Origin of the sequence: Jeotgalicoccus psychrophilus DSM 19085, from assembly GCF_000425845.1 — a bacterium.
Classification (GTDB): Bacteria; Bacillota; Bacilli; order Staphylococcales; family Salinicoccaceae; genus Jeotgalicoccus; species Jeotgalicoccus psychrophilus.
Map to the genome: position 1 here is coordinate 88,931 of NZ_AUEF01000009.1, position 21,343 is coordinate 110,273.

The window sequence follows — 21,343 nt, forward strand, 5'->3', positions numbered from 1 at the left end:
TTTTATCACCTTCAGTATCGTAAATTATATCATAACAGGCGCATCATTGGTTTGATGAAAAATAAAAAAAGGCAGGGCAATATGCCCCGCCTTTATGTCCTAGTTATATGTCTATAACTACTCTTTATTTTATCCATAGATTGGCTATTGTGCAATGTCTAATCCAAAAGACACAAAAAAGACATATATTCTAAAGCTGTTAATTATACTTATCTACAGCTAATATTGCCTCGGCGACTTGTTCCGGTGTAATTTCCGGATCTAAGTTCTTCAATGTTTCACCGTCTCCTGTAGCCAGTTTGCCGACTTCAACTAAATCTTCAAAGGAGACATCGGTTAAATGCATTGCAGCTAATGTCGTTGGCATTTCCAGCGCTTCGTAAAAATCTACATACTCAGCTATTTCATTTCCCGGACGACCTTCCAGTACTAATTGTACAAGCGTACCGTATGCCACTTTCTCACCATGAGTTAAGTTGTGAATATCACCGTGTAATGCAGTGAAACCATTGTGTATAGCATGTGCTCCTGCAAGTCCGCCATTTTCAAATCCTAAACCTGACAGCAGTGTATTCGCTTCTATTACTTTTTCAACTGCCGGAGTAACAAGGCCGTCTTTAGCCGCTTCATAAGCTTCGATACCGTACAGGAATAAAGTTTCTTCAGCTTTTTCAGCAATTGCCTGTGATGCTAAAGTCGGTTTCCCTCCAGCCATCGTATCTCCATTGCGTCTGACTGTTGCACTCGCTTCGACTAATGTCGCCATTGCATCTGCAATGCCTGAAGCAAAGAATTTTGGCGGTGCGCCGATAACAATTTTACTGTCTACCAGCACAAGATCCGGATTTTTATCATAAAATTTATATCCTTCAAAGACACCTTCATCTGAATAAATTACAGATAATGCACTTGTTGGAGCATCCGTAGATGCGGTAGTCGGCACTATTACAGTTGGTGCACTAAGCTTATCCGCAACTGCTTTAGCTGTGTCGAGTGTTTTACCGCCCCCGAGACCAATCACAACATCGCTGCCGAAACTTTTCCCTTCATCAGTCAGACGCTCGATTTCCTTGTCCGAAGCTTCGCCTGAAAACTGTATATGATTATATTTAACATCTACATTCTCGAAACTTTCTTCCACTGATTTCCCAGCAATATCCCAGACAACTTCATCTGCAATCAGTAAGATATTTTTACCAATTTTTGCTGTTTCCTGACCTAATTCACTAATGACACCCGTACCTTGTACATAACGGCTTGGAGATTGAAATACTAATTTTGCCATGTTTAAATCCTCCTAAAATATTATGTTTAAAATTCATTTTAACAATGATCTTTTTATATTTCTAATTATTGAATGCTTCCTGCATTTCTTGTGAAATATTCCACATTTCTTCGTTGTGGTTCATCATAAACTGCTTAAGCGTTTCTTTTGAGCGTTCATCCAGTACATCGAGCTTAATGCGGCCCTTCATTGCGTCGTCTAAACTGTTGACATGTTCGTGCATCATTTTGTAACCGCGGCGTTTTTCTTTGTTCACCATTAAATAACATGCTGCGACGCCGTTATAAACCGCTCCTGCTTCCGCACGTTCCACAGCGATCCAGACGAGGAAATATTCTTTAGCATCTGGGCCCATCGCTTCTTCTTTATCTTTAATCCATTTTACACGTTTTTCAACTTCAGCTTTGCCGTGGAGTCCGCCGATATCAAGCTTCGCTTCCTGCGTTTCGATATTAATGTAGACCGGTGCGATATTTTCAAGGCTTATCGAGCCGAAGTTTTGTCCTCTGTGACCGTCGAGCGGATCGTTTTTAATAATATTAAACTGGAATCCCGGTTTCTTTTTTGGTTGTTCTTCAGACAATGTTATACCTCCTAATCGAGTTCATTCAGTAAATTAATAATCTCTGCTTTGACGTTTAAATCTTTAATCGCCAATATTTTTTCTTTCGGATAATACAATCTTGAACCTAAACGGTGAATGCCGGTAATTGAATTAATAATTGCCGACTGGGAGCTTATTTCCCTAATGTCACCGTTTGGACGCAGCAAGTGAATTGGTCTGCGGTTTCTGTTCTGTCCCGGCCTGTCGTAATCGTACGGCAGATCTGAATAACTGTCGCTGAAGACGTAATAGTCCGGATCTATGCCCGCTTTTCTGTATAATTCGTTCAGTTCTGTAATCGTAATAATAGAACCGTCAAACGGTAAATATTTAAACAGGTCTCTGTTTACGAAACGGCCGGCAAGGTCACTTAATATCTCATCTTCTTCATGTACCCATTCCTGCAGATAAAAATTCACGACCATTTCGTCCAGCCGGAGATAGTCATGAACGGTGACATCTTCATTAAAAAATGGTATGAAATATGTCGGCTTCTGTTTAAAGCTGTACTCCGATTTATACAGTGCTTTTGCCCGCTGCATCACCAGGTTCAGCATAACTTCCCCACCGCGCGATACCGGGTGGAAATAGACCTGCCAGTACATCTGATAGCGGCTCATTAAATAATCTTCCACTGCGTGCATGCCGCTTTCTTTAATCAGCACTTCATCTTTTGACGGACGCATCACGCGGAGTATGCGTTCCATATCGAAGTTACCGTAGCTGACACCGGTATAAAAAGAATCCCGCTGCAGATAATCCATACGGTCCGCATCAATCTGGCTTGAAATCATACTGATAACCAGTTTATTCGGATGTGTCTTGTTGATGACTTCCGCAACTTCACGCGGAAAGTCCGGTGACACTCTTGATAATACTTCGTTCACTTCAGTGTCTTCCAGTATAATTTTTTTCGTATATTCTTCATGATCTGTATGGAATATATCTTCAAATGTATGAGAAAACGGCCCGTGCCCAAGGTCGTGCAGCAATGCCGCCGACAAGGCTAACAGACGGTCACCTGAGTCCCATTCAGGATATTCTTCAAAATTCTCAATCATCCGGCGGACAATTTCATACACCCCGAGCGAATGGTTAAAGCGTGAATGCTCTGCACTGTGAAATGCCAAATACAAAGTGCCGAGCTGTTTTATTCTGCGGAGCCGCTGAAATTCTTTCGTTTTCACCAGATCCCAGATGACCTGATCGCGGACATGAACGTACCGGTGGACCGGATCTTTAAAGACTTTTTCTTCCTGTAATTGTTTCCTGCTGTAGTCACTCATCATCACGCTGTTACGCCTCCCTTAACACCCCAATAATATCATAAAACGGCCGGGTAAGCCGACCGTTTCAACCTGTTTAACTGTATGAACCGGTGCCGCGTTTTCCAACCATCAGGAAGTAAACGAAACCTGCGGCAAGTATCGGTACAATTAATAGTAAATACATTCCGCTGTAGCCGGCAAATGGTACGAGCAGTCCTAAAAATACAGGACCGAAGCCGAGACCAATTTCTAAAATAATAAAATACGTCGATGTGGCGAGGCCGACATTTTCTTTCGGCGCCATGTTCACGCAGATAATCTGAGCGGCTGACTGGAAATTGCCGAAACCGAGGCCGATAAGAAAACCGGCAACGAGGACAATAAGTCCCGTCGAACCGTAGCCGAGCAGCAGAAATCCTGCTGCCATTAATATAAACGTCGGGTAAATAACAATATTAGGACCTTTTCGGTCAATCAGTCTGCCCGTAAACGGCCGGGTTGCAAGTACAGCCGCCGCATAGACGATAAAGAAGAAACTCGCCGCTCTAACGACATCGATTTCTATTGCATAAGTATTGAGGAAGGACAGCACACTTGAATAAGCGAGCCCCATTAAAAATATCGACATGAGCATTCTGAGCGAGTTTTTCTCAATCAGCACAAATTTTTCCGGCTTGACTGCTGTGTCTTTCGTAACGTTATTTGTTTTAATCAGCGGGATCATCAGCACAACAACGAGCATTAAAATACCCACGTAAATTAACATCGTTTCAAATGAAATCTGTTCGAGAAGCAGAAATGCTAAAAACGGTCCGACGGCACTCGCCACCACCATACTCAAACTGAAGTAGCTGATTCCTTCACCGCGGCGTTCTTCCGGTACGGATATCGTCGCCAGCGTGTTAAGCGCTGTACTGATCATCCCTGTTGCAATACCATTTAACAGCCGTGTCACAATTAAAAAAGTTAATCCGAAATCAAAAAAATATAAAATATAAGTTAAAAAGTAAATCACTGTGCCGCCCAGCATAATTTTACGGGCGCCGAGGTGGTTTATCTGGTAGCCTGTCACACCCCGTCCGACCAGTACACCAACGATAAAAATACTTGCTGCAAAGCCGGCAATACTCGGATTGACACCGTATTTTTCAATTGCGTAGTTTCCGACTGTTACTAATGTTGAATACATTGCCCCCATTAAAATAAAATGGAATGCAAAAATTGCTGTAAATTCTTTTGTCCATATTCTCGGTGCATAAGCACTTGTCGACATGTTATTCCTTCTTTCATAAAAATTAAAAAACCAGTATAAAATATACTGGTCAGTCAAAAGATACGTATTTTTTATTACGTTCTTTAATGTTTCTGAGGAGCTGTTCGTACTGAGCCTGCTGCTCATCGTTCAGCACCGGATAGTCCGTTATTTCTGCACCCATATCACGGAGTACATTTAAGGCGCGTTCCTCCACGTCCTGAATCGAGAACTCTGTATTCAGCAGTTCATTTAACGATGCCATATGATTTGGATTAATTACCGGATATGTAAATTTCGCACTCTCTTCTGCACGTGCATCACGATAAAAATCCTGCATCATTAATGCACGTTTTGAACCGCTGCCTGTAACAGATAAGTATATCTGTACCGCAACACCATCTTTAATGCGGCGCTGGGAAATACCTGCGAATTTTTTGCCGCCGATACTTAAATCATAAGTGCCGGGACAGTAGCTGGCTGAAATTTCATACGCTTCGATTTTTCCTTCCGGAAACATTTTTGTCACTAACTCTGTCATTATATCATAGCCTTTTTCTATGTAAGGAAAATCTGCTTTAGGTAAAATTAAAGAGATATTCAGTACACCTTCGTCCAGCACAACACCTAAACCTCCGCTGTTGCGCACGATGTAATCGAAGCCTGCATCCGAAATATAGTCGAGTCCGTAAGACAGTTTCGGCAGTCTCGCATCCTGAAGCCCTAATATAATATAAGGCGAATGCACCCAAAAACGTACTTTAGGCACATCGTCTTCACTGATCTGATGCTGCAGGAAATCATCAAACGCAAACGATTCAAAAGGATGTTCCGTTCGCATTTTATCAATGACCTCCACCGGTCCGTTAAAAAATTCAGCTGTCATGACGATTCGCCATCACCTGTGTTGCTGTAAATAATGCCAGGTTATATACTTCTTCTGTCGTCGTACCGCGTGACAGATCATTAACCGGCTTGTTCAGGCCCTGCAGAATAGGTCCGTAAGCTTCAAATCCGCCCAAACGCTGAGCAATTTTATATCCGATATTACCCGCTTCAAGAGATGGGAAGATAAAGACATTCGCATTCCCTTCGAGCGGTGAATTTGGAGATTTCTTCTCTGCTACACTGGGAACAAATGCCGCATCGAACTGCAGCTCGCCGTCGATTAGTGTATCTGGAAGTTTATCCTGTGCGTATTCAGTTGCTAAACGGACTTTCTCCGCTTCTTCTGTTTTCGCAGATCCTTTTGAAGAAAAGCTTAAGAGCGCAACACGCGGTGTAATACCAAAGCTCATCGTCGTCTTCGCTGTTTCAACCGCAACTTCCGCAAGCTCTTCAGCAGTCAGTGTCGGGTTAATTGCACAATCTCCCATTACGTACAATTCATCGCCGCGGCGCATAAAGAATATCCCGCTCGTTTTCGACACGCCTTCTTTTGTTTTTATAATCTGCAGTGCAGGACGGACTGTATCCGGCGTCGAATGTATTGCACCTGACACCAATCCGTCAGCATAGCCTGTATGCACAAGCATCGTTCCGAAGTAGTTTATATTTTGGATAATATCTTCAGCCTGTTCAAGCGTCACTTTGCCCTGTCTGACTTCACAAAATTTCCCGGCAAGCCGTGGGCTTAACTCGGACGTTTTCGGATTTAAAATTTCTAAACCTTCTATATTAATGTTTTCCTCTGCGGCAATTTGCTTAAGCTCGTCAGCATCACCGAGAACAATCGGATGCACGTAGCTGTTTGATAAATGTCCTGCTGCTGCAGTCAGAATTCTTTTATCTGTACCTTCTGGAAATACAATTCTGATGTTTTCACCATTTAAATTATTTTTAAGATCTTTAATGAATTTACTCATTATATCCTCCTTGGCTACTATACTCTAAGTATATTATACGTGTTTTGTCACATCTTTTAAACAGAATCTCTTGTTAAAACGTTTTCCATTGGTCTAGAATAGAAGTAATGACTTAATAAGGAGAGACTAAGATGAGTGAACCGGTAAGTACAATAGATGGCTGGTACAGCTTGCACCTGCTTTACAGCGTGGACTGGGCAGGTTTACGTGTGCTGGACAAAGATGAAAGAAATTCGCTGACAGATGAATTGCAGGCATTTTTAAACAGACAGGAAGAAGTGCATGAAAAACACGAAGGTGACTATGCATTCTACAATATTATGGGACATAAAGCAGACGTTATCGTCTGGCTGCTGCGCCCGACAGCAGACGAGCTGATTAAGCTTGAGCTTGAAATTAACAAACTCGCGATTGCGGACTACTTAATTCCAACTTACTCATACGTATCTATAATCGAGATGAGCAGCTATTTAGGAGGAAACAAAACTCCTGAAGAGATGATGGAAATTCCTCACATTCAGCAGAGATTATATCCTTCACTGGAAAAATCTAAGTTCATCTGTTTCTACCCGATGGATAAAAAACGCGACCTTGATGACAACTGGTACATGCTGCCGATGGAAGAGCGCAAACAGTTAATGCGCGACCACGGCATGATCGGCCGCAAATATGCCGGTAAAATCAAGCAGTACATTACAGGCTCACAAGGCTTAGACAAATACGAGTGGGCAGTTACACTATTATCGGATGACATGCTCGAATTCAAAAAGATTATTTACGAAATGAGATTCGATGAAACAAGCGCACGCTACGGCGTCTTCGGCGACTTCTACGTCGGCGGACATATTCCGAACGATGCGATTGCTGATTACTTCGGATAACTTATATTTACGATTGGCTGGCGATTCCCTCAAGGGAGTCGTCTTTTTTGTCTGGTTACAACAGCTTCCGTCTATTCAGCACGTTTTTCTACCTGCCTTGTTTTATTCTGTGAGATAATGGTTATATATAAGTATCTATTATTTAGGAGGTAAACTTATGGGACGTTTACTCAAACGTGCGGCAATTTTTATCGCACCAATTATTATAAATAAAATCGTTCAAAAATTTCTTAACAAAGACGGGAGCTCTTCGTCAAAAAAGAAGAAGAGAAAATAATACAAGATAAAAACCACCTAACTCATGTTAAGTGGTTTTCTGTCTATATAAAGGATGATTATTATGCTCACCCAAATATCACCGCACGTTTACATACTGCCGTTCGACAGTCAGCGTGACCGTCCGAATCTCGGCTACATACACGGCGAAAAGTTCAGTATCCTCGTCGATGCAGGCAATTCCAGAGCACATTTGAACGCAATGCTTGAAGCGGTTGATGAAGCGGGGCTGCCGAAACCTGAAATTGCACTGATTACCCACTGGCACTGGGATCACACTTTCGGCATGCACGCCTTTTCCGGCACGACGATGACTCAGACGAAAACCAATGAAATTCTCAGCATTCTTACAAAATGGGAATGGAAGCCGGAAGCCATGGATGAGCGACTTAAGACCGGTGAGGAATGCGAATTCTGCGACACCCATATGAAAATTGAATACGATGATATCACCGACATTAAAGTCGTTCGTGCAGACATTGAGTTCGACGGGAACTTAACACTGAACTTAGGCAGCGTTACAGTCGAAGTCACACCGATTGCTAACCCCCATTCCGATGACGGCGCAGTCGTTTTCGTTCAGGAAGATAAAGTGCTATTCGCCGGCGATGCCGACACGGGCGATTTTTACAAACTGGACGGCGGATACGATGCGGACAAATTTTATGACTACATTACAACCGTCGACAAAATCCCCTACGCCACTTATATCCATGGCCACCTTGCCCCGATGACGCGCACAGAAGTTTCGGCGCTCCGAAAAGAAATCGGGGAGACAGACTTATAACATTACTAAAAAACGCCCCGGACTTTTATCCAGGGCGTTTCATGTTGTTTAAAATCCTTATTCCGCTTTTTTTCTTCTCTGATTTTCGTATAGGTTTTTGTCAGCAGGAAAGTGTCTTACATCAGCCTGTCGATGCGAAATATCACGTCATCGTTTACAAGCTCTTTTCTTTGAAAATCTTGTTCTTCAATAAAGACATACGTCTGAACAATCTGTGCTTTCATATAACCTAAAATCGGTTTTAACTGATTTTCTACAATTAAATAATGTTTTGGTGACCCCGCAGTAACAACGATACCTGCAACTTTATGCTGCAGTCCATTGACCGGCAGCAAATCAAAAATATTTTTAAAATAAATCATCCGTTCGTTATCTTTCCTCAGGTCTCGCGTGAGCCTGTAGTCTTACACTGATGCTATTCCCCCTGGAGTATAACGGACGGATTTTGTCTACCCTATATAATTCATTTTATTTTCTCATGGCTTTTGTGCCATCCCCTTATATTGTTGCTTTATTAAACGTCATTATCGACAATAATAATATGAGTACTGAAGCTGCAACAGTAATCAGCACTGCCGGTAAGACATTGCTCAGTCCCGATTCGCCCGTTAGCAATTCTACATTGGAAGTAATTAAAGACTGCGGAAGATATTCCGCTGCTGCCGGATGAATGCTCAGAATAATCATGATGATAACCACCCCAAGCAGTGTAAATAATACTCCGAGAAAACTCGTTCTGAAAATCGCTGATGCCAGCATAATTACACTAATCAGAAAAACACCGTAAAGCCATGTCAAAGCGAATGCCCCCCATATATTTTCAAGCTGGTTGTCCCAGTAATACATTGTATATAAGTATGCAGTGACAGCACTTAATACGTAAACAAACGTCCACATCAATGCAGTATATAAAAACTTCACGATTATTACATTGTGCCGCTTCAGCCCTTTAGTTAAGAAGTTTACAAGTGTATTTCTCGTAAATTCATTCGTCAGTATACTGCCCGTAACAACGACTAATATGGGCAATCCCAGCTGGTTCATGTTACCGAAAAATTGAACATATGAATCCATACCTGTAACGGCGGGAAGGTCAAATGAAATACCGGCGTCTTCCATCACCATTGCCATAATATCCGGCATCAGGAGTGCGGTTAGCGGGCTGATAATACCGATAATGATAAACACCGCTAAGAGAACAAACAGTTTGAAATTTCTTACAGACTCCATTATTTCTTTTTTAAACAGCGCGGAAACCTGGTTCATGACGTCACCTCCATATATACATCTTCAAGAGACCTTCTCTCTCTGACTATACTGTCCGGATAAATCTCTTTGTCCTGAAGTATTTTGTATATATTTTTAAGCGGCTGACTCTTCACACGGTATTTAGACTCGCTGACATGCTTAATTTCCATCTCCGCACTGAGCGTCTTAAATTCTTCCCCGGACAACTCAAGCATAATTCCTTTATCCCCGAGACTCTTATCCAGATTAATTTCTTCTACAACGTTGCCGTTATATAGAATCCCTGCCATATCGCAGATTCGTTCCACGTCCGTTAAGATATGGGTCGAGAAAATAACCGTCGTTTCCGCCGTAATACGCTTTAGAATATTAAGTATTTCACTGCGACCTTTCGGATCCAGAGCACTCGTCGGCTCATCACAAATCAGGAGCTTCGGTTTGTTAATCAGTGCCTGAGCAATGCCGAGACGCTGCTTCATTCCTCTTGAGTACGTATTAATTGTAGATGATTCGTTATCCATTCCAACCAGTTCAAGCAGCTCCCTTATTCTCGGCTGACGTTCTGCTTTACTGATATTAGTAATTTCCGCACATAATTTTAAATACTCTTCAGCTCTCATATAACCGTAAAATTCAGGCACATCCGGCAGGTAGCCAATATAGCTGTTTGTATCTGTTTTGCCGAAGACAACTTTCTCTCCGCACACTTCAATCTCCCCTGAATCAGGTTTCAACAGCCCCAGTATCATTTTCATTGTTGTCGTTTTACCTGTGCCGTTGTTGCCTATAAATCCGTATATCGTATGTTCTTTAACAACTAAACTCAAATCGTCAATGACTATTTTTCCATTAAACGATTTACTCAGATTATCTATCTTCAATATATTCATATTATCGCCGCTCCAGTACAAAATATAATACCGGACCGATTAAATTCAGAAATACGGCAATAAGTATCCAGCCCGGTTTATTTAAATATTTAAACTCCTGCTGTCTGATAATCATGACCAGCGCTGTAATCATCAGTACAGACTGCAGAATTACTAATGGTATTAGAAACGGTAACAATTCAGTTATATCTGTGTTCATATCAGTCTGCCTCCAGGTACAGCTTTAAACTGTGCAATATATTTTTAAATGTAATATCATCTTTATAATCTTTAAATGACTCATTATGTTCTACAGCAGCAATCAGCTGTTCTTTCGCTATTGTTTTATTTACCGGAACTTCTTTCCCTAATTCAAAATCCTCAATCCAGTCATCAATTTCCGAGAAGAAATCATCACCATGCAGATAGTAATCTGCAGACAGATTCTTCACGCTGATTAAAAACTCTTTTAAATAAAACATACTTTTTTCTTTAACATCAGATGTCTTCATTGCTGCAGTAAGATAAAAATTTAATGCTGTGTTTGGATGGAGTTTCTTTAAGTTAAATGCGTGGTCAATTGCTGTTCCTTTACTGATTACTGACTCAATATCATCCTCCATGCCAAAATACATCAGCATCGTTAAGTCACCCATCATAAAAATAACGCTCTCGTAAATTTCAATATGCAGCGCCGACTTCGCCTTTTCCGCTTCACCATTCATTAAATAGGACTGGGCCAGCACTGTTCTTACCGGCAGTTTTGGCAACGTCGATTCCTTCAGCAGTTCAATGACTTCCTTGTGGCTATTCTCTTTTATAAGTAATAACGCTTTGAAAAATATCATCTGTTCTTTTAGATGCAGTGAGTCGGAATTCGATAAAATCCGCTCTATCAGTTCGCCTATACAAGCAATTGTTTCTTCTTTATCCTCAGTCAGACTGAGGTGGTTAACCAGCAACCCGGCCAATGATGTTAAAAATGGATAACAGCTGTAATAACGCTTGGCATAATCTTTAACTTCTTTTAAAACAGCATCGTAATTTTCCGCGCTGAATTTCGCAGCCAAATCAGTATAGATTATTCTAATCTGCTGCTTTGTCAGCCAGGGAGAAAAACCGACCAGCTCATCGATTGAAATATCGAACAGTATCCCGAGCTCTCCTAGATAATTTACTTCCGGCAAAGCATTGCCCCGTTCCCATTTAGACACTGCAGACTTGGAAATATTTAAAAAATCTGCAAGGTCCTGCTGAGTATAACCGATACGTTTTCTATGCCTAAAAATATTTTCACTAATATTTAACTTGTTCATTTTCATCACCCTGATTCCATTGTATAGTGCTACGTAAATATTATGTATTTCTTATTTATATACTATTATCGCCTAAGTCAACCAATGGTTGACTCATTTTCAATTAAAAGAGCAGAAATCCTTTCGAATTTCCGCTTCATTACATTTTTATTTATTTTCGCTCCAGCACAAAATACAGGACAGGTCCGACAATATTAAAAACAACAACAATAATTACCCATGCTGCTCTGTTTAAATATTTAAAACGCCTCTGTTTGACAATCATTGTCAGGGCGGAGATCATTAAAAGCAGCTGGAATATTATTAACGGAATTAGAAATGGCAGCAGTTCCCTAACATTTATAATCATGTTAATCCCCCATTACCGTTATTTAATTATGTAAAATACATTATACATATTTATTACCCGTTATTGGAAATATCATACATAAAACAGCAAAAGGTACAGGAAGCCCTAAGGATTTCTGTACCTCTTTTTTTATTTCTTCCACTTCAATTCAACGAGCGGCCGCGTCAGTGCCACCACTGGTCTGCTTGAGAGCAGAATAACTATTAATGCAGACAGCAGTACAAACCAGAATGTTTCATACCAATGGTTATACCACAGTATTTCAAACTCTCTGAACGGCTGAATTATAAAACCGTGCAGCAGATAAACATATAAGGTCTTCTCGCCGATTTTCGTCAGCCAGCCGAAGTCTCCCGACGGTATCAATGCAATCATGCTGATAATTAAGAGTGCCGCCAGAATATAAATAATGAGACGCATCAACCCGCCGCTCATTTCCGCTTCCAGACGCTGATAAGCGACTGCCCCGGACAGCCAGTCCGTATCGAGCGTGACATCCACGTTGATAAAGAGATAAATAAATGCAAACAGCGCTATCATAAAAATAATTCCTGCGATACTCAGGCCTTTGGTTTTTATCAGCTGAACGTGCTCTTTCGTCATAAAGTAGCCCGCTAAAAAGAACGGGAAGAACACTAATGTCCGCGAAAGACTGAGGCCGTACGCTGACAGATCGACGTAGCCTACTGCAATACCGATAAAGACCGCAAGAAGAATACTTGCCACTGCCGGCATTCTTTTAAATAAGACGAGCAGAATGTGCCAGCAGAACAGGCTGATTAAAAACCACATCGCCCATTGCGGGTGCAGTATGCCTTTGTACCATTCCTCGCGCCCGAGCAGAAAATATAATAACGTGTACAGTCCCTGAAACATTAAATAAGGAAGCAGCAGTTTTTTTGCGAGATTTAAAATGTATTTCGGTTTGCCGATTCCCTTGGCGAAGAAGCCTGCCAGCATGATGAACATCGGCATATGGAAAATATATATAAATGCATAAATCGAGTTGATCAGCTGTGAATCTGTCGCAAACGGCTGAATCATATGACCAAACACTACGAGAAAAATTAAAATTAATCTCGCATTATCAAAAAACGGCATGCGGTTCATGATTAGCTTCCTTTCACTTTTTTTACTTTCTTCATTGCGTAATATGTTATAAAATATTTTATCAGAATGAAAGTAATAACTTGTTTTTCCAGTCAGTCGAATAAAAAAAGAACCTCAAATTATGAGATTCTTTAACATATACTATGGTGCTGCCGGTTTTTCACCAGCTTCAAGTGTTTCTTCTATATCTGTGTCTGCCGTCGGTTTTGCGGTTTCAATAACCTCTTCCGCAAGTGCTTTTCTTTGCCCTGACCAGTGAATTAAATGATGCTGATATTTCTTCATCATAAAGCCGGTAATTTTGCCGATAAAGTACGCAGCAATCAATGTACCGACACCAATCGATCCTAAAGACTGGATGAAAACAATACATATTAAACCTGCTGCAAGAACGTTTAGTAAGTCACTGGTGATTTTAGCTTTGCTGAACTGCATATTGAATTTCTCACTGATAACATGTGTGAGCTCATCGTAAGGCATCAGCGGGAATTTCGCGCTGAAATAACCAAGCAGTCCAAGAGAGACTACAAATAAACTTGTAACTAAAAATACTCCGCGCATTACCCATGTTTCAGGAGCCGGAAACACTTGTAAAAGTGCTAACGTAATATCCATCATAAAACCGAATAAGAACGCAATTAAGAGCTGCACGCTCGCTTCTCTTACATTAAATTTTTTGCTTAAAATTATTTGAATGATAATAAATAAAACGTTCGCGGCTACCGTCATAATTCCGATAGAAATTCCTGTGGAAAGTGTAAATGCATAAGCTAGTGAAGATACGGGCGAAACGCCCAGATTAGCCTGAATAGAAAAACTGACACCCAGAGAAAGAAAAAACAAACCAAAAATGTATAAACATAAACGTTTAGCAGTGATATTTATGTGGTCTATGAGTATCCTTCCCTTCAAAAATTCTCTATTTTTAATTATACGCCTCTTGCCAATATATTTGTTGAACAGTGCTTTTCATATAAAAAACGGAACCTCGACTGAGTGAGATTCCGCTTATAGACGTTAGCCGAATTTTATCGGTATATTTTTAATGACTCTGTAGCTAATCCAGCTGTACAGGAAGATTAGAGCAATCAGCAAGGCGAAACCGATATAGACAGTCATGCTGCCTAAGGAGCCGAAGAAATTCAGCAGCTGTTCGTTAAATATCAGAATTACCAAGGCCACAATTCCAGATAGTATTGACAGCATACCTGCCCAGAATCCTCTGTAAAATGCAGCGGCAATCAATACGCCGAGGGCCCAGAACAGCAGCCCGCTGATGAAGTGGAAGATCAGGTATTCAAATTCTGTTAAAAACCTGAGATCTTCGACAAGAAGATAATCTCCCGCAAACGGTGTGAATGATAGGACGAATGTGATAATTCCAACTACTGCTGTGACAAACACCGCCGTAATCAGTCCTGTAATCATCAGCGATTTATAAAAAGTCTTTCTCGATATCCCCATATTTAAGGCCCATTCTGTAAACATCAATACTGAAAGAATTGCCAGCACAAACAGATATGTCCGGTTAGCCGTCATCCCGAAACCGAAAAATGATGAAAGTCCTTCGCTCGTAAAGATATTCGAGATGATATATACAATCAGCAGAATCCCAATATACCAAAATGACCATACCGGAAATATACTTATAAATATTTTCGTTGTCTCTTTTAATTTAGTTGTCATCGTCTCACTCCTTATCTTTCTTTTTATCCGTCAGGCTGATAAACATCTCTTGCAATTTCAAGGGAGAGATATCCAAATGCTCATCTTCTGCGATTTCCAATTCTTCCGGTGTCAGTGTTCCGAGCACAGTATCAATCTGCAGTGCGCCGAGGAATTTCACGTTAATCACTTGTTTATTTTCCGTGAATTCTCTTACTCGTTCTGCTTTCCCGGCAACAGTATAGCCTTTCTCCAGCAGTTCATGTGTCGGTTCCTGCAGCAGAACCTTTCCCTTATGAATCATAATAATTTCATCGAATAAGTGCTCCATCTCTGAAATGATATGCGTCGACAGAATAATAATACGTCCCTCCCGGTTTGCCGCTTCAAGTACTTCGCTGTAGAATAATTCACGTGTCGGTGCATCCATACCGTTCGTCACCTCATCAAAGATCGTTACTTTTGCTAGCGATGCAAGTCCAAGCGTAGCTGTAACTGCCGCTTGCTGTCCCTGAGATAATGCGCTGTACGCTTTGTCTGTATCAATATCGAATTTTTCAAGCAGCCGGTAAGCGTACTCTTTATCGAAATCGCTGCGGAAAATGGAGCCGGATTCGATATATTCCGTAATTTTATCGTTGTCGGCACCGGTTTCTTTCGGGTTATACAGGAAATTAATGTGCTGCATTACTTCATCATTCTCGTAAACTTTCTTGCCGTCCAATGTGATACTGCCATTCGTTACTTTTCTGTAAGAAGCTATCAGCGACAGCAATGAAGTCTTCCCTGCACCGTTCCTTCCAAGCAGCCCGTAAACTTTACCAGGAATCAGTTCTAAGTTTATATCCGTTAGTATCGTCTCTTTTTTAATTGTTAAAGCTGTGTTTTCTATTTTTAATGTCATTTTTTGTCCCTCCTGTTTACATCGATCATTGTTTGTATATCCTCTTCCGTTAAATCAAGCTTTTTCGCCTCTTCAAGCATCGGTTTTAAATATTCTTCTACGAATCCATCACGTCTTGCTTCCAGCAGTTTGTCCCGTGCACCTTCTGCTACGAACATACCTACACCTCTTTTTTTGTATAATACGCCGTTTTCCACAAGTTCAGTGACACCTTTTGAAACAGTTATATGATTCACTTTGAAAAACGTAACAATCTCATTGGTCGACGGTACTTTATCGTCTTCAACGAGCGTTTCGTCAATAATCTGATCAGCCAGCCAGTCTCTAATCTGTTCATAAATCGGCTTCTTTTCATTCAGCAGGTTAGACACATCGCAGCCCTCCTTCTATTTCTGTATTCTATTTTATATTTCATTTTTAGTAATCTGGTTATATATCTATGTATATAACTATATAACCCTTAGCGTAATTTGTAAACATTTTGTTTGAAATATTTTATCGAAGCCGGTATTTACGGCGATAAAGAATTCGGATTCCTATGAAACCTCTTGATAGATTTTCTAAACTCTGCGGATTCCTATGAAACCTCTTCATCGATCTTCCAAACCCCACGGATTCCTATGAAACTTCTTCATAGATTTTCTAAACTCTACGGATTCCTATGCAATCTCTTCATCGATCTTCCAAACCCCACGGATTCCTATGAAACCTCTTCATCGATCTTCCAAACCCCACGGATTCCTATGAAACCTCTTCATCGATCTTCCAAACCCTACGGATTCCTATGAAACTTCTTCATCGATTTTCTAAACTTTACGGATTCCTATGAAACTTCTTCATCGATTTTCTAAACTTTACGGATTCCTATGAAATCTCTTCATAGATTTTCTAAACTTTACGGATTCCTATGAAATCTCTTCATAGATTTTCCGATCACAGACTTCACTCCAAACAAAAAAGCCGGGACAATTTGTCCCGGCTTCACGAATAAATACTATAATTTTGCGATTCCGATAATAACAAGTGCCCAGCTGATCAGGAACATTACTCCGCCAATCGGTGTTACTGCACCGAGAATTGAGATGCCTGAGAATGCCAGCACCATAAGTGATCCCGTAAAGAAGACAATCCCTGCTGTCATGAACCATCCGGCTGCAACTAGGAACTGTGCGCCTGTGACCTGAATTAAAATGCCAATCGCGATGAGTCCAAGTGCATGATAAAACTGATACTTCACTGCAGTTTCCCAAACACCAAGGTAGTGTTCACTCAGTTTGCCTTCCAGTAAATGCGCACCGAATGCGCCGCATGCGACTGCGATAAATGCATTGACTGCGCCTAATATAATAAATAATTTCATGTGATTAATTTACCCCGCTTTACTCTCTGTTTTTAATAAAAATAAGATACAGCGAACTTGAATACAGTATAAGACTGAAAATAAACAACCATCCGCCGAACTTTAAGATTTGCACTTCGGGCACATACAAAAGCCCTGCAATAATTAGCGCCAGTGAAGTATACCTCATATATTTCAACGCTTTATTCCACGTTTTTATATGCTCTTCCCGCAGTTTTTTTCTATAAATGCCGAACACAAAAGAAAGAACGAAAAACACTGTACCAACGATGATGAATAATAACATTAGGTGAGACGACCTCCATTAAAAATCAAAAATATCTTTGCCGTTACCGCCATCATCCTCGTCTGCCGCAGTTTTTGCAATAGGCGTACGGTGTATTGTCACATTTCCTTCTAATTTAGCCGCCTCAGGCACCGAGTCTTCATTCTGTGAATCTGACAGCAGCTCAAGCAGCCTCTGCATCGCATATGCATGCTTTTCCACATCGATGCCCGCTTCTATAAAGCTCAGTTCGTTTTTTAATTCCGCAGCAATCCGCTTATTCATGCTGTTCGCTCCAATCTATCGCTCCGCGTCCGACCGATTCCAAATAGTCATTTGTCTGGCTGAACGGTTTTGATCCAAAAAAGCCTCTGTAAGATGATAAAGGACTCGGATGCACCGACGTAATAATTTTATGTTTATCTGTATCGATTAATTTAATTTTCTGCTGTGCCGGTTTTCCCCACAGGATAAACACCACATGCTCGTGATTCTCTGAAATCGTACGGATAATATCATCCGTAAACTGCTCCCAGCCAAGTCCGCGGTGCGAGTTTGCATCGCCTGCATCAACTGTCAGCACTGTGTTTAATAATAAGACGCCTTCACGCGCCCAGTCCGATAAATTGCCCGTCGTTCTGACAACGCCGAGGTCACTTTCAAGTTCCTTATATATATTTCTTAGTGACGGCGGAATTTTAATCCCTTCATTCACTGAAAATGCGAGCCCGTGTGACTGGCCTTTCCCGTGATACGGATCCTGTCCTAAAATAACAACTTTAATACCGTTAAACGGCGTTAATTCAAATGCAGTATAGACCTGTTCCTCAGGCGGATACACTTCACCGCTTCTGTAACGTTCATTTAACGTCTGTCTCATCGTTGTAAAATTGTGATTATTTGTAATGTCCCGGAAGATTTCTTCCCAGTTTAAATGAGCCATTTTTTCAAGCACCTCCATACTGAAATTTCATTATATCATCGTTGTAAGCAATGCTCTAGAATTACACGGCTGATTATAGTAAAATGACAATATCTATCAGTAGAATTAGGGGGCAATATTATGACACTTGCAAGAACATTAACTATAGCCGGTACAGATGTGAGCGGAGGCGCTGGAATCGCAGCAGATTTAAAGGCTTTCCAGGAGCACGAAACATACGGCTTCAGTGTATTAACAACTGTAGTATCAATGGAACCGTCAACTTGGTCTCACCGCGTGAGCCCGATTCCAATAGAAGATGTTAAAAACCAGATTGAAACAGCACTAACTTTAAATCCCGATGTGATTAAAACGGGAATGCTGCCTTCAGAAGAAGTTGTAGAACTTTCGAAGGACGCGTTTTTAAACTCAAATGCGAAACATTTCGTCGTTGACCCGGTCATGGTCTGTAAAGGTGACGATGAAGTTTTAAACCCGGGACTTGTTGAATCAATGATTGAAAATCTGATTCCTCATGCGACTGTTGTTACGCCGAACTTAGTTGAAGCAGGACACCTTGCCGGTATTAAAACACCGCGCACTCTTGATGAAATTAAAGAAGCAGCTAAATTAATACACGCTAAAGGTGCAAACTACGTTGTCGTTAAAGGCGGCACGGGCATCGAAGGCGATTCGGCTATCGACGTTTTTTACGATGGCAGTGAACTTCATCTTCTTGAATCTAAGAAATTTGATACTGCATTTAACCACGGTGCAGGATGTACATTCGCTGCGTCAATCGCAGCTAACCTCGCAAATGGCAAAGAGCCGCTTGAGGCTGTTCAGCTTGCGAAAGCTTTCGTTACCAGCGCAATTAAAAATGGCTGGCAGATGAACGAGCATGTTGGAGTTGTCAGACATGGTGCGTATAATTCAGTCGAAAAAATCGAAGTTGTTGATAAAGTATTGAACTAAGAGATAGCTTGCTATCTCTTTTAATGTGTGACCGATATTATGATTATAGGAGTTTTCTATTCATGGAAATGAAGAAAATAGTAAAGCAGGATGTCCAAAAAGTCTTAACAGCGTACGAAAATACACCCGTCTACCTGCACGTTGAAATTACAAGCGGTATGTATGCTAGTCATTTGGATGATAATGTCTTTAATGCCGGTACATTCCTCCGCAATATTCAGGTGGAATTCATTCAGGCAACAATCCGCGGCGGTAACCGCTCAAAAGAGCACCGCGTCGGATTAAAGCTCGCCAATGGCGGCTGGGTTTACGTTCTCGGTTTAACGCATTATATTGAAGGCGAAAGCGGAGAATTTATCATGCACGGCTTTAATGCAGAGGGCAAGCTCGCTTCAGCACTTGAAATTTCAACACAACCATTCTTTAAGTAGGAGGAAATCACATGGATTTTTCACAGGAAAATCACGTTCTTGTTGTTTTCCCTCACCCCGACGATGAAGCATTCGGTGTCAGCGGAACAATAATGAAATACAGAGAGAAACAAGTGCCTGTCACGTATGCATGTCTGACATTTGGCGATATGGGCCGTAACCTTGGTTACCCGCCGTTTGCAACACGCGAGTCGCTGCACTCAATCCGTAAAGCCGAAGTCGAAGAGTCAGCTCGCATTATGGGTATTGACGATCTCCGCCTGCTCGGATTCAGAGATAAAACACTCGAATTCGAAGAACATGGTAAACTTAAAGGCGTTATTACCGATTTAATCGATGAACTTCAGCCAACGCGTATTATTACGTTCTACCCCGGCTACTCAGTGCACCCCGATCACGAGGCCACTGCAGATGCTGTTATAGAATCACTGGCTGATATGCCTAAAGATAAACGTCCGGCACTTCAACTCGTGGCGTTTGATAATCGTACTTTCGATGATCTCGGTGAACCGGATATTGTCATCGATATTGACGGCTTTACAGAACGGAAACTGGATGTCATGGCAGCCCATCGTTCACAAACCGGAAAATTGCTCGAAGACCTTGCGGCAGATACACAGCAGGGCGACGATGCACGGAACCGATGGATGAGATACGAGAACTTTTACAGTTACGAAATTGACTAAGGAGCATTATAAATGGAAGAATTTGACTTGACGACGCGAGAAGGTCGTTTTAAACATTTTGGTTCAGTTGATCCTGTTGAAGGCACTAAGCCAAAAAATAAAGAAGATATGGCAGATTTACAAAACTCACGTAAAGACTTCCTTTTTGAAGTCGACTCTGTCGGCATTAACAATTTAACTTACCCTGTAGTTATAGGTGATTTTCAGTCAGTCGGGAATTTCGAGCTGGCGACCAGCCTCGAAAAAGATGAAAAAGGCATCAACATGAGCCGTTTAATCGAATCATTGGAAAGTGTAAATAACGGCGGTGTACCGCTCGACTTCGGTACACTAAAAGAACTCCTGTCGAAACTCCGTGACCGCATGAAACAAAACTCAGCAGAATTGACTGTCGACGGCAAATGGTTCTTTAACAAACCATCACCAGGTACAGGTCTGAACGCTGTAGCCAACGCAGATGTTATTTACTCAGCAGCATTTGACGGCGAATCATTTACACGCAAACAATTCGGCATGACAGCACAAGTTACTACACTCTGCCCATGCTCAAAAGAAATCAGTGAATACAGCGCACACAACCAGCGCGGCAACGTTAAAGTTTTAATCGATATTGATGACAGTGTTGAACTTCCTGCAACGTATAAAGAAGACCTATACGAAGTACTCGAAATCAATGCATCAAGTCAGCTCTATCCGATTTTAAAACGCACAGACGAGAAAATGGTTACAGAACGCGCATATGAAAACCCGCGCTTCGTCGAAGATCTGATCCGTCTAGTTGCATACGACTTAGTCGAACTCGATTGGGTTAAAGGCTTCGAACTCGAATGCCGCAACGAAGAAAGTATCCACCAGCACGACGCATTCAGCCGTTTGAAATATCAGAAATAACTATTGGAGACCGAAACCTTTGAGTTTCGGTTTTTTTGTTGGGGTTAGCCGAATTCCTATGACAGATATTCATTGAATTCCTAAACGCTGCGGGTTTCTATGACAGACATTCATCGAATTCCTAAACGCTGCGG

Annotated in this window: 26 protein-coding genes and 1 pseudogene; 6 read left to right on the plus strand and 21 right to left on the minus strand. The window is 41.3% G+C overall.

Annotation, left to right across the window (positions count from 1 at the left end):
• Positions 1-199 precede the first annotated feature (199 nt).
• The 6 genes from H625_RS0104880 to pta form a co-directional block, all read right to left on the minus strand.
• Entirely contained in the window at positions 200-1,285 is a 1,086-nt protein-coding gene (locus tag H625_RS0104880) for a glycerol dehydrogenase (RefSeq protein WP_026858920.1), read from the minus strand.
• A 61-nt stretch (positions 1,286-1,346) separates the two neighbouring features.
• Positions 1,347-1,868, minus strand: a complete 522-nt coding sequence (locus H625_RS0104885) for a YwhD family protein (protein WP_026858921.1) — start codon at positions 1,866-1,868, stop codon at positions 1,347-1,349.
• 11 nt (positions 1,869-1,879) lie between these two features.
• Positions 1,880-3,178: an HD domain-containing protein gene (locus H625_RS0104890; RefSeq protein ID WP_425402152.1), complete on the minus strand. Its 1,299-nt coding sequence runs from the start codon at positions 3,176-3,178 to the stop codon at positions 1,880-1,882.
• A gap of 73 nt (positions 3,179-3,251) precedes the next feature.
• Positions 3,252-4,430 (minus strand): MFS transporter, encoded by a 1,179-nt coding sequence (locus H625_RS0104895; protein ID WP_026858923.1) that lies wholly within the window; start codon positions 4,428-4,430, stop codon positions 3,252-3,254.
• A gap of 49 nt (positions 4,431-4,479) precedes the next feature.
• Entirely contained in the window at positions 4,480-5,295 is an 816-nt protein-coding gene (locus H625_RS0104900; protein ID WP_245573101.1) for a lipoate--protein ligase family protein, read from the minus strand.
• On the minus strand, positions 5,285-6,274 hold the full coding sequence (pta, locus tag H625_RS0104905; protein WP_026858925.1) for a phosphate acetyltransferase: 990 nt from the start codon (positions 6,272-6,274) through the stop codon (positions 5,285-5,287). Before pta ends, H625_RS0104900 begins: the two co-directional genes overlap by 11 nt.
• Positions 6,275-6,405: 131 nt before the next feature.
• Between pta and hemQ the strand changes: the two genes are divergently transcribed.
• Both hemQ and H625_RS0104920 read left to right on the plus strand, forming a co-directional pair.
• A complete protein-coding gene (hemQ, locus tag H625_RS0104910; RefSeq protein ID WP_026858926.1) occupies positions 6,406-7,155 on the plus strand; it encodes a hydrogen peroxide-dependent heme synthase in 750 nt (249 codons plus the stop codon).
• Positions 7,156-7,495: 340 nt separating this feature from the next.
• Positions 7,496-8,218, plus strand: coding sequence for an MBL fold metallo-hydrolase (locus H625_RS0104920; RefSeq protein ID WP_051238977.1), 723 nt, complete (start codon positions 7,496-7,498; stop codon positions 8,216-8,218).
• A gap of 5 nt (positions 8,219-8,223) precedes the next feature.
• Here H625_RS0104920 and H625_RS12585 read toward each other — a convergent pair.
• From H625_RS12585 to H625_RS0104995, 15 genes and pseudogenes are all read right to left on the minus strand, one after another.
• Positions 8,224-8,568, minus strand: a pseudogene (locus H625_RS12585) (NADPH-dependent FMN reductase); the annotation flags it as partial.
• Between the two features lie 148 nt (positions 8,569-8,716).
• Positions 8,717-9,484 carry an ABC transporter permease gene (locus H625_RS0104930; RefSeq protein WP_026858928.1) on the minus strand — a complete coding sequence of 256 codons (768 nt, stop codon included), beginning with the start codon at positions 9,482-9,484 and terminating at the stop codon, positions 8,717-8,719.
• A complete protein-coding gene (locus H625_RS0104935; protein WP_026858929.1) occupies positions 9,481-10,356 on the minus strand; it encodes an ABC transporter ATP-binding protein in 876 nt (291 codons plus the stop codon). The genes H625_RS0104930 and H625_RS0104935 overlap by 4 nt, the downstream gene beginning before the upstream one ends.
• A 1-nt stretch (position 10,357) precedes the next feature.
• Complete coding sequence (locus H625_RS0104940; protein WP_026858930.1) at positions 10,358-10,555, minus strand: PLDc N-terminal domain-containing protein; 198 nt, start codon at positions 10,553-10,555, stop codon at positions 10,358-10,360.
• A 1-nt stretch (position 10,556) separates the two neighbouring features.
• Positions 10,557-11,651, minus strand: coding sequence for a helix-turn-helix domain-containing protein (locus H625_RS0104945; RefSeq protein WP_026858931.1), 1,095 nt, complete (start codon positions 11,649-11,651; stop codon positions 10,557-10,559).
• Between the two features lie 151 nt (positions 11,652-11,802).
• Entirely contained in the window at positions 11,803-12,000 is a 198-nt protein-coding gene (locus H625_RS0104950) for a PLDc N-terminal domain-containing protein (RefSeq protein ID WP_035785192.1), read from the minus strand.
• Positions 12,001-12,129: 129 nt separating this feature from the next.
• Complete coding sequence (locus H625_RS0104955) at positions 12,130-13,101, minus strand: acyltransferase family protein (protein WP_245573102.1); 972 nt, start codon at positions 13,099-13,101, stop codon at positions 12,130-12,132.
• A 150-nt stretch (positions 13,102-13,251) separates the two neighbouring features.
• Positions 13,252-14,004, minus strand: a complete 753-nt coding sequence (locus tag H625_RS12590) for a YczE/YyaS/YitT family protein (RefSeq protein ID WP_245573103.1) — start codon at positions 14,002-14,004, stop codon at positions 13,252-13,254.
• Between the two features lie 123 nt (positions 14,005-14,127).
• Entirely contained in the window at positions 14,128-14,796 is a 669-nt protein-coding gene (locus tag H625_RS0104965; RefSeq protein WP_026858934.1) for a Sec62 family protein translocation protein, read from the minus strand.
• Positions 14,797-14,800: 4 nt separating this feature from the next.
• Positions 14,801-15,679, minus strand: coding sequence for an ATP-binding cassette domain-containing protein (locus H625_RS0104970; RefSeq protein WP_026858935.1), 879 nt, complete (start codon positions 15,677-15,679; stop codon positions 14,801-14,803).
• Positions 15,676-16,050: a GntR family transcriptional regulator gene (locus H625_RS0104975; RefSeq protein WP_026858936.1), complete on the minus strand. Its 375-nt coding sequence runs from the start codon at positions 16,048-16,050 to the stop codon at positions 15,676-15,678. Before H625_RS0104975 ends, H625_RS0104970 begins: the two co-directional genes overlap by 4 nt.
• 623 nt (positions 16,051-16,673) lie before the next feature.
• The gene (locus H625_RS0104980; protein ID WP_026858937.1) at positions 16,674-17,039 is read right to left on the minus strand and encodes a DUF423 domain-containing protein; all 366 of its coding nucleotides are present in this window, start codon (positions 17,037-17,039) and stop codon (positions 16,674-16,676) included.
• Positions 17,040-17,058: 19 nt separating this feature from the next.
• The gene (locus H625_RS0104985) at positions 17,059-17,325 is read right to left on the minus strand and encodes a DUF423 domain-containing protein (RefSeq protein ID WP_026858938.1); all 267 of its coding nucleotides are present in this window, start codon (positions 17,323-17,325) and stop codon (positions 17,059-17,061) included.
• Positions 17,326-17,343: 18 nt separating this feature from the next.
• On the minus strand, positions 17,344-17,589 hold the full coding sequence (locus H625_RS0104990) for a hypothetical protein (RefSeq protein ID WP_026858939.1): 246 nt from the start codon (positions 17,587-17,589) through the stop codon (positions 17,344-17,346).
• Positions 17,582-18,265 carry a uracil-DNA glycosylase gene (locus tag H625_RS0104995; protein WP_026858940.1) on the minus strand — a complete coding sequence of 228 codons (684 nt, stop codon included), beginning with the start codon at positions 18,263-18,265 and terminating at the stop codon, positions 17,582-17,584. The genes H625_RS0104990 and H625_RS0104995 overlap by 8 nt, the downstream gene beginning before the upstream one ends.
• A gap of 102 nt (positions 18,266-18,367) precedes the next feature.
• Between H625_RS0104995 and thiD the strand changes: the two genes are divergently transcribed.
• From thiD to folE2, 4 genes are all read left to right on the plus strand, one after another.
• Positions 18,368-19,201, plus strand: a complete 834-nt coding sequence (thiD, locus tag H625_RS0105000) for a bifunctional hydroxymethylpyrimidine kinase/phosphomethylpyrimidine kinase (protein WP_026858941.1) — start codon at positions 18,368-18,370, stop codon at positions 19,199-19,201.
• A gap of 68 nt (positions 19,202-19,269) precedes the next feature.
• Positions 19,270-19,632: a DUF1806 family protein gene (locus tag H625_RS0105005; RefSeq protein ID WP_026858942.1), complete on the plus strand. Its 363-nt coding sequence runs from the start codon at positions 19,270-19,272 to the stop codon at positions 19,630-19,632.
• 11 nt (positions 19,633-19,643) lie between these two features.
• Positions 19,644-20,318: a bacillithiol biosynthesis deacetylase BshB2 gene (gene bshB2 / locus H625_RS0105010; RefSeq protein ID WP_026858943.1), complete on the plus strand. Its 675-nt coding sequence runs from the start codon at positions 19,644-19,646 to the stop codon at positions 20,316-20,318.
• 12 nt (positions 20,319-20,330) lie between these two features.
• Positions 20,331-21,209 (plus strand): GTP cyclohydrolase FolE2, encoded by an 879-nt coding sequence (gene folE2 / locus H625_RS0105015; protein WP_026858944.1) that lies wholly within the window; start codon positions 20,331-20,333, stop codon positions 21,207-21,209.
• Positions 21,210-21,343: the final 134 nt, after the last annotated feature.